General features: G+C 64.1%; 14 protein-coding genes. 9 read left to right on the top strand and 5 right to left on the bottom strand.

Annotated elements, in window-relative coordinates:
• The first annotated feature begins 45 nt into the window (after nucleotides 1-45).
• The 5 genes from ENE74_RS00640 to ENE74_RS00620 all read left to right on the top strand — a co-directional run bounded on the left by ENE74_RS00640 (nucleotide 46) and on the right by ENE74_RS00620 (nucleotide 5147).
• The gene (locus ENE74_RS00640; RefSeq protein ID WP_127688718.1) at nucleotides 46-879 is read left to right on the top strand and encodes a sulfite exporter TauE/SafE family protein; all 834 of its coding nucleotides are present in this window, start codon (nucleotides 46-48) and stop codon (nucleotides 877-879) included.
• Nucleotides 880-946: 67 nt separating this feature from the next.
• Entirely contained in the window at nucleotides 947-2059 is a 1113-nt protein-coding gene (locus ENE74_RS00635) for an S-(hydroxymethyl)glutathione dehydrogenase/class III alcohol dehydrogenase (RefSeq protein WP_127688717.1), read from the top strand.
• A 267-nt stretch (nucleotides 2060-2326) separates the two neighbouring features.
• Nucleotides 2327-3037, top strand: a complete 711-nt coding sequence (locus ENE74_RS00630; protein WP_127688716.1) for a response regulator — start codon at nucleotides 2327-2329, stop codon at nucleotides 3035-3037.
• Entirely contained in the window at nucleotides 3034-4362 is a 1329-nt protein-coding gene (locus tag ENE74_RS00625) for an ATP-binding protein (protein WP_127688715.1), read from the top strand. The genes ENE74_RS00630 and ENE74_RS00625 overlap by 4 nt, the downstream gene beginning before the upstream one ends.
• A gap of 92 nt (nucleotides 4363-4454) precedes the next feature.
• Nucleotides 4455-5147, top strand: a complete 693-nt coding sequence (locus ENE74_RS00620) for a carbonic anhydrase (protein WP_127688714.1) — start codon at nucleotides 4455-4457, stop codon at nucleotides 5145-5147.
• Nucleotides 5148-5192: 45 nt separating this feature from the next.
• On the opposite strand, the gene ENE74_RS18100 is transcribed toward ENE74_RS00620, so the two are convergent.
• A complete protein-coding gene (locus ENE74_RS18100; RefSeq protein ID WP_164847338.1) occupies nucleotides 5193-5396 on the bottom strand; it encodes a hypothetical protein in 204 nt (67 codons plus the stop codon).
• Nucleotides 5397-5413: 17 nt separating this feature from the next.
• On the opposite strand from ENE74_RS18100, the gene ENE74_RS00615 reads away from it, so the two are divergent.
• The 4 genes from ENE74_RS00615 (at nucleotide 5414) to ENE74_RS00600 (ending at nucleotide 9307) form a co-directional block, all read left to right on the top strand.
• Nucleotides 5414-6256 carry a TorF family putative porin gene (locus ENE74_RS00615; protein WP_127688713.1) on the top strand — a complete coding sequence of 281 codons (843 nt, stop codon included), beginning with the start codon at nucleotides 5414-5416 and terminating at the stop codon, nucleotides 6254-6256.
• A gap of 177 nt (nucleotides 6257-6433) precedes the next feature.
• Nucleotides 6434-7075: an EF-hand domain-containing protein gene (locus ENE74_RS00610; protein WP_127688712.1), complete on the top strand. Its 642-nt coding sequence runs from the start codon at nucleotides 6434-6436 to the stop codon at nucleotides 7073-7075.
• Nucleotides 7076-7216: 141 nt separating this feature from the next.
• Nucleotides 7217-7936: a response regulator gene (locus ENE74_RS00605; RefSeq protein WP_127688711.1), complete on the top strand. Its 720-nt coding sequence runs from the start codon at nucleotides 7217-7219 to the stop codon at nucleotides 7934-7936.
• Between the two features lie 18 nt (nucleotides 7937-7954).
• Nucleotides 7955-9307, top strand: coding sequence for a sensor histidine kinase (locus ENE74_RS00600; protein ID WP_127688710.1), 1353 nt, complete (start codon nucleotides 7955-7957; stop codon nucleotides 9305-9307).
• 111 nt (nucleotides 9308-9418) lie between these two features.
• Here ENE74_RS00600 and ENE74_RS00595 read toward each other — a convergent pair whose 3' ends face one another.
• The 4 genes from ENE74_RS00595 to ENE74_RS00580 all read right to left on the bottom strand — a co-directional run bounded on the left by ENE74_RS00595 (nucleotide 9419) and on the right by ENE74_RS00580 (nucleotide 12730).
• Nucleotides 9419-9763 carry a DUF6481 family protein gene (locus ENE74_RS00595; protein WP_127688709.1) on the bottom strand — a complete coding sequence of 115 codons (345 nt, stop codon included), beginning with the start codon at nucleotides 9761-9763 and terminating at the stop codon, nucleotides 9419-9421.
• Nucleotides 9764-9840: 77 nt separating this feature from the next.
• Complete coding sequence (locus ENE74_RS00590; protein ID WP_127688708.1) at nucleotides 9841-11112, bottom strand: dipeptidase; 1272 nt, start codon at nucleotides 11110-11112, stop codon at nucleotides 9841-9843.
• 52 nt (nucleotides 11113-11164) lie between these two features.
• Nucleotides 11165-11896 carry a metallophosphoesterase family protein gene (locus ENE74_RS00585; protein WP_127688707.1) on the bottom strand — a complete coding sequence of 244 codons (732 nt, stop codon included), beginning with the start codon at nucleotides 11894-11896 and terminating at the stop codon, nucleotides 11165-11167.
• 9 nt (nucleotides 11897-11905) lie between these two features.
• Nucleotides 11906-12730, bottom strand: coding sequence for a diacylglycerol/lipid kinase family protein (locus ENE74_RS00580; protein WP_164847337.1), 825 nt, complete (start codon nucleotides 12728-12730; stop codon nucleotides 11906-11908).
• Nucleotides 12731-12759 lie beyond the last annotated feature (29 nt).

Below are 12759 nucleotides of genomic sequence, written 5' to 3'. Positions count from 1 at the left end.
TTTCATGGTTGAACCGGGGCGCGTGAGCGTCGGAGAGCGTGTCTGATGCCACTGGCTGATTTTTCGCAATGGCTGGTGCCGATCGTCGCGATGCTGGGTGCGGGGCTCGTCGCCGGGTTCGCGGCGGGCATGTTCGGCATCGGCGGCGGCTTTGTCGTCGTGCCTGCGCTGTTCGTCGTGCTGCCGCTGCTGGGTGGCGATCCCGCCCAGCTTGCCCATGTCGCGATCGGCACGTCGCTGGCGACGATTGTCGTCACATCGATCCGGTCGGTTCAGGCGCATGCGCGGCGTGGCGCGGTCGATTTCGATGTGTTGCGAAGCTGGGCACCCTGGATGGTGCTGGGCGTGGGGGGTGGCGTCCTGCTTGCCGACCGGGTGAGCAACCAGGGGCTCGCGCTGATCTTCGGTGGCGGCGTGTTCCTGATGGCGCTCAACTTCCTGATCCCCGTCTTTTCCGGCAAGGTCTACTGGAACGAAATGCCCGGCGGCTATGTTCGTGCGGGGATAGCGGGCGGGCTGGGCGCGTTTTCCTCGCTGCTCGGCATTGGCGGGGGCGTGATCGCCATCATCGTGATGACATTGTGCGGCAAGTCGATCCACCGGGCCATCGCGACGGCAGCGGGCGTCGGCACCCTGATTGCGGTGCCCGGCATGATCGGCTTCATCCTGATCGGGCTTGGCGAGCCTGGCCTGCCCATCGGATCGCTCGGCTTCGTCAACGTGCCCGCGGCGGTTGCGATCACGTCGACGTCGATCATCACCGCGCCTTACGGCGTCGCGATGGCGCACCGGCTCAATCCCCGTGCGCTGAAGATCACGTTCGGCATCTATCTGCTGTTCGTCAGCTATACGATGGTGATGAAAGGGCTGCACGGCTGATCCTGTTTGACGCGGCGGCAGGCCAATGGCTAGAGCCGGGGGACGACACACTCCGGGGAGACCGCCCATGAAGACCAAAGCCGCCGTTGCCGTAGCGCCCAACCGTCCCCTGGAAATCCACGAAGTCGAACTGTCCGGTCCCAAGGCGGGCGAAGTGCTGGTGGAGATCATGGCGACCGGCGTGTGCCACACTGACGCCTACACGCTGGAGGGCAAGGACAGCGAAGGCATTTTTCCGTCGATCCTGGGCCATGAAGGCGCGGGTATCGTGCGCGAAATCGGCCCCGGTGTCACGTCGGTGAAGGTCGGCGATCACGTCATTCCGCTTTACACCCCCGAATGCCGGGAATGCAAAACCTGCCTCAGCCAGAAATCGAACCTGTGCACGTCGATCCGTGCGACGCAGGGACAGGGGTTGATGCCGGACGGCACCAGCCGCTTTTCGCTCGGCGGCGACCAGCTGTATCATTATATGGGCTGCTCCACTTTCTCCAACTTCACCGTCATGCCCGAAATCGCAGTGGCGAAAATCCGTGAGGACGCACCGTTCGATAAGGTGTGCTACATCGGCTGCGGCGTCACCACCGGCGTCGGTGCGGTCATCTGGACGGCGGGGGTGGAGCCGGGCAGCAATGTCGTGGTCTTCGGGCTGGGCGGCATCGGTCTTAACGTCATTCAGGGCGCGAAACTGGTCGGCGCGAACAAGATCATCGGCGTCGACATCAACCCGGCGAAGGCGGAAATGGCCGAGCGGTTCGGCATGACGCATTTCATCAATCCCAAGGATGTCGGGAACGACAAGGTTGTTGCCGCGATCATCGACGCGACCGACGGCGGTGCGGACTACAGCTTCGACTGCACCGGCAACACCGATGTCATGCGCCAGGCGCTGGAATGCTGCCATCGCGGCTGGGGCGAAAGCGTCATCATCGGCGTCGCCGAAGCGGGCAGGGAGATCTCGACCCGACCGTTCCAGCTCGTCACCGGGCGGGTGTGGAAAGGCAGCGCCTTCGGCGGCGCGCGCGGGCGGACCGATGTGCCCAAGATCGTCGACTGGTATATGGATGGGAAGATCAACATCGACGATCTCATCACACACACCATGCCGCTGGACGATATCAATACCGCCTTCGATCTGATGCATGCCGGAGACAGCATCCGCAGCGTGGTGCTCTATTGACCGATGCAGGCGGGGTGACGTGGTGCACACTTGCATCCGTCACCCTGGGATCGCCCGCCAACGGATAATCGTCCGCCGGATATTCCGCGCTGGAAACATTTTATTACTTCTGCATAATGGATGCGACATTCGCCGTCATTAGAGCCAGCTTGGCCGGGGCACAGGCCCCGCCACGCTAGGCAACCGGTGACGAGGATGCAGGACATTGAAAGCGGCGCTGCATGGTCCGATACATGGCAGTATGATTGTGAACGGACCACTGCGGCAATGACGGCACCCACGATATTGATCGTAGAAGACGATCCGGCGTTGCGCACGCTGGTGATGCGTTCGCTCCAGCAAAATGGTTTCAACGTTCGCCCCGCCGGTTCGGCCCCCGAAATGTGGAACATCCTGGCCGAAGTGCCCGTCGATGCGGTGGTGCTCGACATCATGCTGCCCGGAACCCATGGGCTCGATCTGTGCAGGCAGATCCGTCAGCAAAGCGATGTCCCGCTCATCTTCGTCAGCGCCAAGGGTACCGAGGTCGATCGCGTGATCGGGCTGGAACTGGGGGCCGACGACTATCTGGCCAAGCCGTTTGATACGCGCGAGCTGATTGCGCGCATCCGCGCCGTGCTGCGCCGCGGTCGGATGGACCGGCAGCACGAAGGCGCCGGGCGTCGCGAGGCGCGCTTTGATGGCTGGACAGTCAGCTTTCCGCGCCGCGAGGTGCTCTCGCCGGCTGGCGCAGTGATAGACCTGACCGGCGCGGAGTTCGACCTGCTGGTCGCGTTCATCGACAATCCGCAGCGGGTGATCGCGCGGGAGCGGCTGATCGAACTGTCCCGCGCGCGGCTGGGCGATTCCTCCGACCGGAGCGTGGATGTGCTCATCAGCCGCCTGCGCCGCAAGCTGTCGACCGACGGTGGCAAGGCCCCGATCGTGACGGTGCGTGGCATCGGCTATATGTTCAGCGCCGAAGTCGAGCGCGTTTGAAGGCTCTGCTGCATCCTTCGGTCGGCATCGTCGGGCGCATTCTGGCGATCGTGCTGCTGACGATAGTGGTGGAGTTTCTTGCCGGGACGATATTGTACGACCGGGCGAGCGGCTTGCGGGTTCGCGAGGACGAGGCCAATCGCATGGCCGAACATCTGGCGACGTCCGCGCGGGTGATGATCCAGCGCGCGCCAAGCGAGCGCCCGGCGATGGCCAATCGTTTGTCGAGCGCCAATTTCACTGTGCGCTGGCAACGGACGCTTCCCCCGCCTTCACCGATGTCCGCCGACCTGTTCGACATGCGCGACCAGATCGTGGCGCGCGAACCGGTGCTGGCCAATCACGATCTGCGCCTGTACCTCAGCGAGCCGGGACGGCGCACCATCGTGACCGGCAGCTTGCGGTTGGACGATGGCACATGGCTGACGTTCAAGGCGCCGCAACTGGTGCAGGAAGGCAAGTTCCGCTTCGCCTGGATCGCGATGATGATCGGCGTGGCTGTCGCCCTCAGCCTCATTGCGGCGCTGCTGATCCGCGCGACACTACACCCGGTACGACGGCTTTCGATTGCCGCGGCGCGCATCGGCCATGGCGATCAGGAAATCATCCCGGAGACGGGGGTCAGCGAAGTACGCGACCTTATCCGTGCCTTCAACGAAATGCAGGGACGCATCCATTCGCTGATCGCCGATCGTGTCGAGGCGCTGGCGGCGGTCGGGCACGACCTGCGCACACCGCTTGCACGGTTGCAACTGCGTGCGGAAAACATCGACGATCCGCGTCTGCGCGCCGCCATCGCGCATGATGTGCGCGAAATGTCGGCGATGGTGTCATCGCTGCTCGCCTATCTGGGCGGCGACGAGGACCCCGAGACACCGCAGCGGGTCGATATCGCTGTGTTGGCCGCGACGATCATCGATGACATCACCGATGCGGGTGGGGCGGCGGAGTATGTCGGGCCGGATCATCTGACGCATATCGTCCGCCCGGTCGGCTTCAAGCGTGCGTTGCGCAACATCGTCGAAAATGCCGCGAAATACGGAGACAGCCTCGTTCTGATCGTGGAAGATCATGACGACAGCATTGTCCTGCATGTCGATGACGACGGGCCGGGCATCGCCCCGGACCGGTTGCAAGACGTATTGCGGCCGTTCGTCCGGCTGGACGATGCGCGTGGACGCGACACGCAGGGCCTTGGCCTTGGGCTTGCCATCGCCGTACGCGCCGTCGAAATCGAAGGCGGCAGGATCGATCTGGCCAATCGTGCGGAAGGGGGCCTGCGGGTGACGATCACCCTGCCGCGCACGTCCACGCTTCAGCAATAATTTTTCACAAATCTGCTGCGCCACAGCAAACTGCACGGCCTAGCTGTTGCGCATCGCTATTGGGCGGGCGCAGCAGGAAGGAGCCTATTGCCATGAACGAACTGATCGGTCGTGTATTCAATTTCGAAAGCGAGGTTTTCCCGAACCAGAGCGCCCTGTACAACAAGCTGGCGACACAGGGGCAAAGCCCGAAGGCGCTGATGATATCCTGCGCGGATTCGCGCATCGTGCCGGAACACATCATGCAGGCCGATCCCGGCGACCTGTTCGTCTGCCGCAACGCGGGCAACATCGTGCCGCCCTTTTCCCAGGCGACAGGCGGCGTCACGGCAACGGTCGAATATGCGGTGATGGTGCTTGGCGTGCGTGAGATCATTGTTTGCGGCCATTCGGATTGCGGTGCCATGAAGGCGCTGACCAAGGATGGCTCTGTGGATACGATGCCGAGTGTCGCAGCCTGGCTGCGTCACGCATCGGCGGCGCAGAAGGTTGCACGGGAAAGCTATACGGAGCTCGACCACCATGATCTGCTGCGTGCGATCACGCTGGAAAATGTCGTGGCGCAGATAGCGCATTTGCGCACCCATCCGGCGGTTGCGGTCGGCATCGCGCGCGGCGAGATTGCGCTGCACGGCTGGTATGTGGACATTCATGCAGGCCGCGTGCTGGGTCTGGACGGGGAAACCGGCCGCTTCGTGCCTCTGCGCGAAGACCAGCCGCTGCCCGTCGCGTTGCCGCATGCGCAGCGTCTTGCCGCAGATTTCGCCGCGCTCGAAACCGCCTGACCTATCGGCGAGGCTCCGTGCGACAGGATCGTGCGGAGTCTAGCTTCACATTTTCACATCAAATAGCAACATTTCAGACACAAACTGTGTCTTCAGAGGCACGGCATCACGGAAAATGCTGCATTGCGGCATTTTCCGGTTTCCCCGACGGATCACCCGTTTTACCAAGAACGCAGCCGATTCGACTTTCGCACCGCAGAGCCTGACTTTGCCGAGATGCGCGGGCGGTTCGGACGCAGGACGGAACATTTCTTTGGTAAAAGGGGATGTTCATGCGCTATTATCTTGCTTGCGCGGCTATCGGTTTGCTTGCGGCTACGCCCGCCATGGCTCAGGAAGAGCCTGCAAGCCCCATCACTGTGACCGGCAGCGTCGGTCTGGTTTCCGACTATCGCTTCCGTGGCGTGTCGCAAAGCGACGAGCAGCTGGCCATCCAGGGCGGTGCCACCATCTCGCATGAGAGCGGTGCCTATGTCGCATTCTGGGGATCCAACCTGTCGGGCTGGGGCACCTTTGGCGGCGCCAACATGGAACTGGATATCGTCGCCGGCTACAAGCTCCCGATCTCGGGCGGCGCGCTGGACATGGGCGTGACCTGGTACATGTATCCGGGTGGCTTCGACAACACCGACTTCTTTGAGCCTTATGTGAAGCTTTCGGGCACCACGGGTCCGCTCAACCTGCTTGCCGGTGTGGCTTATGCGCCGAAGCAGGAAGCGCTCGGCAACTGGTATCTCAACGGCACCTCCGCGTTCAATGGCGTCTATGACGTGCCGGGCGACAAGAATGACAACCTCTACATCTGGGGCGACGCCTCGACGGGCATTCCCAACACGCCGCTGACGCTCAAGGGCCATATCGGCTATTCCAACGGTAACTCAGGTCTCGGGCCGTTCGCGACCTCGGTCGCTCCCACCGGCGAATATTGGGACTGGCTGGTCGGTGCCGATTTCGTGCTCGGCCCGGTCACGGTCGGCGTGGCCTATGTCGATACCGACATCTCGAAGGGCGAGTCCGCCTATCTCCAGCCCAGCTTCAGCAAGGGCCAGGATGGCGTGGGATCGATTGCCGATTCGACGATCCTCTTCACGCTGACGGCGGCTTTCTGACGGGCCGCACGGCGGACATCTGATCGCACATCAGGGGCGGGGACCGGCCACGGTCTCCGCCCTTTTTGCGTCCGGTCGCGACAGTTTGCGACAATTCAGGGCATCTGCTGACATAGTTGCGGGACATGGCAGTGCCAAAAGGGGTATCAGGACACATGAAGAAAAGGACTGCCCCCCATGAAGAAACTTCTCATTTCGACGGCCCTCGGCGCATTTCTGGTCGGCGGCGGCATTGCCATCGCCCAGCCTGATACCGGTGCGGGCGCATCTGCCATGCGCGGCCCGATGCGCGCAGCGATGATGGCCGACACTAACAAGGACGGCAAACTCACCAAGGCGGAAGTCACCGCTGCGGCGGATCAGGCCTTTGCGAAAATAGATCTGAACAAGGACGGCAAGGTCACGAAGGAAGAGCGCGAGACACTGCGCCAGCAGCGGTTCGACGCGCGCTTCGCGACCATGGATGCCGACAAGAATGGCCAGATCAGCAAGGCCGAGTTCCAGGCAACGCGTGACGCGCGCATGGAAAAGGCTGCGGCATGGCGCGAAGCACGCGCCGAACGTGGCGGTGCCGATGGCCAGCGGATGGGCCGGATGGCGCGCCGTGGCGGCATGATGGGCGGTCGCGGTATGGATGCCGACAAGGATGGCACGATCACACGCGCCGAGTTCATGGCGCGCCCCGTCGCCATGTTCGATCGCGCCGATGCTGACAAGGATGGCACGGTGACGGCGGAGGAAATGAAGGCGGCCCGGCCTGGTCGCGGCATGAAGAGCAAGTGGCGGGACATGGCACCGCCGCCGCCCGCGCAGAACTGATAATTCGGAGCCGGGCGTTTCCTTCCCCCTCCCTACGGCCGCCCGGTTTCGCGCGAAGGGCGAAGGTAGCGCATCGCGCGCAGCCTTCGCCCTTCCTTCTCGCCTCCATGCGTGACACATAATGTCGATGAGCGCCGCATCATGACCGATCGTCCCCATCTTTTGCTTGTCGATGACGAGCGGTCCATTCGTGAGCCGCTGGCGCAATATCTTCAGCGCAACGGCTTCCGCGTGACGGCGGTGGAAAATGCGCGGGAGGCACGCATCCGGCTGACCGCCAATGCGATCGACCTCGTCGTTCTCGACATCATGATGCCGGGCGAGGATGGCCTCAGCCTTTGCCGCCATATTCGCGAAACGAGCGACACGCCGGTCATCCTGCTGACCGCCCGGTCGGAGGAAACCGACCGGATCGTCGGACTGGAAATGGGGGCCGACGATTATGTCCTCAAGCCCTTTTCCCCGCGCGAGCTGGTGGCCCGCATCAAGGTGATCTTTCGCCGCGTCGCGACAGGCGGGCAACGTGTCGCCGCGATCGACGGCGCGAGCTATGCCTTTTCCGGCTGGGTGCTGAAGTCTCAGGAACGGATGCTGGTCGATAGCGAGGGCGTTTCCGTGCCGCTCTCCACCGCCGAATATAATCTGATGCTCGCGTTCGTCACGCGGCCCAACCATGTGCTCAGTCGGGACCAGTTGCTCGACATCACCCAGGGGCGGGAAGCCAACGCCTTTGACCGTGCGATCGACAACCAGATCAGCCGCCTGCGCAAGAAGATCGAGGCTGATCCGAAAAACCCGGCGCTTATCAAGACGGTCTGGGGCGGCGGCTATACGCTGGCGTCGGACGTGCGCAAGCTGTGACTGTCCTGTGAGCCGATCATGAGCGGGGTCGTCCGGCGTCTCATCCCCAAAAGTCTGGCGGGGCAGGTCGTGCTGGTGGTCGCGCTGGCGCTGTTCGTCGCACAGGCGATCAATTTTGCGTTGCTGATGCGCGAACGCAACCGGATGCTGCTGACGGCGGCGACCGCGCCCGCCGTCGCGCGTATCGTCGACAGCCTGGATCGGCGCGACGAAGGCCGGACGCGCCAGCGCGGCGGCATCGCCCGTGTGCGGTTTCAGTCCAGCACGCCGGTGCTGGTCGGCAAGGCGCGGCCCGATGCGGAGCGCCGCGCCGCCGACATATTGCAGGATATCGGCATCACCCCGCTGCGCATTCTGGCCGCCGAGGACGCTGACAATCCGGTGCCGGGCCGCTGGCGTCGCCTGCGCGAGCGCATCGATCCCGAACGGCGTCCGCCGCCGCGCCGCCTGACGCTGGCGGTCGAATATCAGCCGGGACAATGGGTGATCGCGCAGAGCCGCATGACCACCACCATCCCGCGCCTCAACGTCTGGCTCGTCGGTCAGACGCTCATCCTTTATGTGATCGTGCTGCTGCCGCTGCTGCTGATCGGGCGTCGGCTTGCGCGTCCGCTTAAGGATCTGACGGTCACCGCGCGCCAGTTTGCGACCACCGGCACGGCCGATTCGGTCGCAGAGCGAGGGCCGGGCGACGTGCGCGATCTCACGATGGCGTTCAACGCCATGCGCGCGCGGTTGCTCGCCATGCTGGACGAAAAGGACCGGATGCTCGGCGCGATCGGGCATGATCTGCGCACACCGCTCGCATCCCTGCGGGTGCGGACCGAGTCGGTGGAGGATGACGCCGAACGCGCCCGCATGGCCGACACCATCGAGGAAATGAACCGCATGCTGGACGACATATTGTCGCTGGCGCGCGCCGGGCGCAGCAGCGAACCGGTCGTCAAGACGGACCTTGCCGCTCTGGCCGATGCCGTGGTCGAGGATTTCGTCGAGCTGGGGTCGCCAGTCGCGATGATCGATAGTCCGCGCGCTGTCGCCGCAGTGCGCCCGCAGCTTTTGCGCCGGGCATTGCGCAACCTGATCGAAAATGCGGTGGTCTACGGCCATCGCGCGCATGTATCGGTGGTGCCGGGCGATGGCGTGATCCGCCTGTGCGTCTGTGACGAGGGACCGGGCATCGCCGAAGACCGGATGGACGAAATGACGCAGGCGTTCACCCGTCTGGAAGGGTCGCGCAACCGCGAAACCGGCGGGGCAGGGCTTGGCCTTGCGCTCGTCCGTGCGATCATGGCGGAGCACAATGGCCGTCTGGACCTCGCCAATCGCCCCGAAGGCGGTCTGGAAGCGAGCCTGGTCCTTCCCGTTTAGGTTTTGAGGTCCTAAACCTGTTCTCCGGCGAAAGCCGGAGTCCAGAGCAACGCAGTGTCGGTGTGTGAAACGCTGGATCCCCGCTTGCGCCGGGGAACCGGTCTTGCACTGCTATTTGCGGGCTTTCCTCGCGGCATATTTGGCGTCGCGGAGGGCCTTCTGCTCCTCGGGCGTAAGCTGCACCTTTTCCTTCACCACCGGCCGTGCGGCCAGTTCCGCTTCCCGGCGCGCAGCCTTCTCAGCAGCGGCGGCCTCCTGTGCGGCTTTCTTTTCCGCCAGCTTTGCGGCGCGCTTTTCGGCTTGCGCCGCGGCCTTGGCTTCGGCGGCGGCCTTGCGCTCGGCAAGCACTGCGGGATCGACAGGCGCCTTGGCCTTCAGCTTGTCGAGTGCCTTCTGCTTCGCCTGCGCGGCCAGCGCCAGCCGGTCCTGAAAAGCGGGGTCTCGATAGGTCGCCATGAGTCTGAATGCCTGTCCTGTGCGATGGGGGAGGGCAGCGCCTGCGCGCATTTCCCCGATCTTGCAAGACCAAAGGCCTATTTTTTGACGTCGATCGTAGCGATTGTGCCGCTGGCAGGGGGCTGATCCGCCATCGTGACCGCGACTTTTTCGGCGGCTTCCATCACGCGCAGGATGTTGCCGCCCGCCAGCTTGGCGACATCCGCATCCGACCAGCCGCGGCGCATTAATTCCGCCAGCAGCCGGGGATAGCTTTCCACCCCGTCCATATCCTTGGGCAGCGCGGGCAGGCCGTCATAATCGCCACCCAGCCCGACATGATCGACGCCTGCAACCTTGGCGATATGCTCGATATGATCGGCGACCTGCGCAATGGTGACGACCGGTTCGGGATTGGCCTTGTCCCAGTCCGCCAGCGCCGCTTTCGCCTTGTCAGGCTGGCCGATGTAGAGACCACCGAACGGCGGCGCATTATAGCGTGCCTGTTCCGCGCCGCGCGCCGCGCCCCACACCCTGCGCTCTTCCGAAATATAGTTTGGCGCGAACGCGACCATCACGATGCCGCCATTAGCCGCAACCTGTTTCAACACGGCGTCCGAAACGTTGCGCGGATGGTCGCACAGTGCCCGCGCGCTGGAATGGGAGAAGATGACCGGTGCCTTCGTCACGCGCAGCGCATCCAGCATCGTATCCTCGCTCACATGGCTGAGATCGACAAGCATGCCGAGGCGATTAAGCTCGCCCACAACAGCCTCTCCGAACGGCGTCAGGCCGCCATGCTGCGGATTGTCGGTCGCGCTGTCGGCCCAGGCGATAGTGCGCGAATGAGTAAGCGTCAGATAGCCCGCGCCAAGGCTCTTGTACGTGCGCAGCACGGCAAAGCTGCCGTCGATCTGTCCGCCGCCCTCGACCCCGATCATCGATGCGATGCGGCCTGCCTTGAATGCCGCGCGCGCCTGTGCCGCCGTCGTCGCCAGCCGGAAGGTGTCGGGATAGCGTTCGGCAAAATGGTGCACCATCGCAATCTGCGCGAGCGTCGCCTTCACTTGCTCCAATTCCGGCAGATTGGCGGAGACATAGACCGACCAGAATTGTCCGCCGACCTTCCCCTGCCGCAACCGCTCGATATCGGTATCGTAGTTTTTCACAGGCAGGCGATTGAGGTCCATCGTCCAGCGGCTTTCGCCCGCATTGTCGAGCAGCGCCTCCGGCCAGTCGTTATGGCCGTCGATAAGCGGCGTTTGCGCCAGCACTTTGGCGATCCGCGCCGCATAGGGATCGGCGGGGGACGTCGCGGCGAGGGCCGGGGTGGAAAGGAGCGCGAGCGAGAGGGCGAGGTGATGCTTCATGTTGCGTCAGCGTAAGGACCGCTGGCGTCGTGTCAATCGGCGCGCGTGACAATCAGGACAGCGTGACCGGGTCCACTGTCATCGCCTGCGTGACGGGATCGATATGGATGGCGTTATATCCGGGGCGGCTGTCGCGCAACCGCTCGGACAAGGTGCCAGCCCCGATCAGCCTTATGGCGCGGCCGTCGATCATCTCAACATGGTCGAACGGATCGTGGACATGGCCGGAAAGTACGGCGGTCGCGCCACGGGTCGCCAGCGCCCGCAGCGCCCGCCGCCCGCCCCGCGTCGCGGCGGTGCCGCTGGTTCCCGCCTCAATCAGCGGATGATGGCAGGCAATCAGCCGGTGCGGCGTCTGCGCGCCGGCCAGCACGTCCAGCGTTTCCGCCAGTCGATCGGCAGTGACAATGCCTTTCGACCAGTTGAGCCGCCATTGCGCGCGCGCCGTGGTGCGCAGCGGCACAATGCTGACATGGCGCAGCGCGAGTGGGCGCTCGATCATCCGCTCCAGCTGGTCATAACGTTTGTAGGGGCGAAAGAAGCGGGCGAGCAGATCGAAGTAGGGCAGGTCATGGTTGCCGACTTCAACGGATACGGGGGCAGGCAGCCGCTCCAGCCAGCGGCATGCCGCGCGGAACTCGCTGTGGCGCGCGCGCATCGTCAGGTCGCCGGTAATGACGATCGCATCGGGGCGCGCCCGTTCCGCTTCGCTCACGAACCAGGCCAGTGCGGCGCCGTCCTCCCGCCCGAAATGCAGGTCGCTGGCGTGGAACAGCAGCGTCATGGATGCGCGTCAGCCCGGCAGCGTCTTGATGAAGCGCAGGCGGCTCTTGCCCGCTTCGAACGTGCAGGGATGTGCGCCTTCGCGCTTTTCGCCGTCGACCAGCAGCCCGATGTCGCTGTCGCATTCGACCGTCACCACCGGACCGGTGGCGAGCACTTCGGCCGGACCCTTGCGAAAATCCCCGGAAAGCCAGGCGATGCCATGCTGCACCAGCTCCGCCGCATTCTGCGCGCGAATGCCGATCGCTTCGAGCATGTCGCCGACCGGCTGGATGTAGATCGCCTGATAGTCTTCGCTCTGTCCGGCCAGCCGCACCATATCGCCCCGGAATGTCTGGGCAATGGCGCCGGGTACGGTCGCGGCCAGGCTGAAAATGTCGAGCGCGCGCATGTCCTCGCGCACATCGACCCAAGCGGCGGTCGGGCCGGCGATCACGCCGACCAGCGCGCGATGGCCGCAGCCTTCGACGACCGGCAGCGCCGTGTCATGCGCGTGGTTGTTCAGCGTGCGTTCGACGATCAGCGGCGCTACTTCATCGCCGTGCAGCGCCTTGGACAGCAGGTTCATGGTGCCGCCGGGCAGGATGAGTACCTGCCCGCCCCAGCCTTCCAGCCGGTTCACCATCGCGTTGATCGTCCCGTCGCCGGTCAGGATCGCCAATATGTCCACGCCTGCCGCCTCGATCTCCGCCCGGTCGGGTAGGTCGTCGTCAGGCAGGGTGATGCTGCGGTCGAATGCCGCGCCATTGGCCGCAACGGTATCGCCAATGCGCGCACATAACGCCGCATCATAGCTGCCGCTGTTGCTGTTCGAGAGGAGCCAGAGCTTTTTCATTACGCCTCCGAACGCGCCGAATCGCATTT

This window comes from Sphingobium algorifonticola (genome assembly GCF_004005485.1).
In the GTDB taxonomy this organism is placed as follows: Bacteria; Pseudomonadota; Alphaproteobacteria; order Sphingomonadales; family Sphingomonadaceae; genus Sphingobium; species Sphingobium algorifonticola.
Note: the sequence above shows the minus strand (reverse complement) of the source record. Positions and strands in the feature narration are given on the sequence as shown.

Bases quoted from the DNA above. Each gene is read 5' to 3' on its own strand.
- ENE74_RS00600 (WP_127688710.1), top strand. From the start codon at position 7,955: ATGAGCGGGGTCGTCCGGCGTCTCATCCCCAAAAGTCTGGCGGGGCAG.
- ENE74_RS00610 (WP_127688712.1), top strand. From the start codon at position 6,434: ATGAAGAAACTTCTCATTTCGACGGCCCTCGGCGCATTTCTGGTCGGC.
- ENE74_RS00580 (WP_164847337.1), bottom strand. From the start codon at position 12,730: ATGAAAAAGCTCTGGCTCCTCTCGAACAGCAACAGCGGCAGCTATGAT.
- ENE74_RS18100 (WP_164847338.1), bottom strand. From the start codon at position 5,396: ATGTTCCGTCCTGCGTCCGAACCGCCCGCGCATCTCGGCAAAGTCAGG.
- ENE74_RS00615 (WP_127688713.1), top strand. From the start codon at position 5,414: ATGTTCATGCGCTATTATCTTGCTTGCGCGGCTATCGGTTTGCTTGCG.
- ENE74_RS00640 (WP_127688718.1), top strand. From the start codon at position 46: ATGCCACTGGCTGATTTTTCGCAATGGCTGGTGCCGATCGTCGCGATG.
- ENE74_RS00620 (WP_127688714.1), top strand. From the start codon at position 4,455: ATGAACGAACTGATCGGTCGTGTATTCAATTTCGAAAGCGAGGTTTTC.
- ENE74_RS00590 (WP_127688708.1), bottom strand. From the start codon at position 11,112: ATGAAGCATCACCTCGCCCTCTCGCTCGCGCTCCTTTCCACCCCGGCC.
- ENE74_RS00605 (WP_127688711.1), top strand. From the start codon at position 7,217: ATGACCGATCGTCCCCATCTTTTGCTTGTCGATGACGAGCGGTCCATT.
- ENE74_RS00585 (WP_127688707.1), bottom strand. From the start codon at position 11,896: ATGACGCTGCTGTTCCACGCCAGCGACCTGCATTTCGGGCGGGAGGAC.
- ENE74_RS00635 (WP_127688717.1), top strand. From the start codon at position 947: ATGAAGACCAAAGCCGCCGTTGCCGTAGCGCCCAACCGTCCCCTGGAA.
- ENE74_RS00630 (WP_127688716.1), top strand. From the start codon at position 2,327: ATGACGGCACCCACGATATTGATCGTAGAAGACGATCCGGCGTTGCGC.
- ENE74_RS00595 (WP_127688709.1), bottom strand. From the start codon at position 9,763: ATGGCGACCTATCGAGACCCCGCTTTTCAGGACCGGCTGGCGCTGGCC.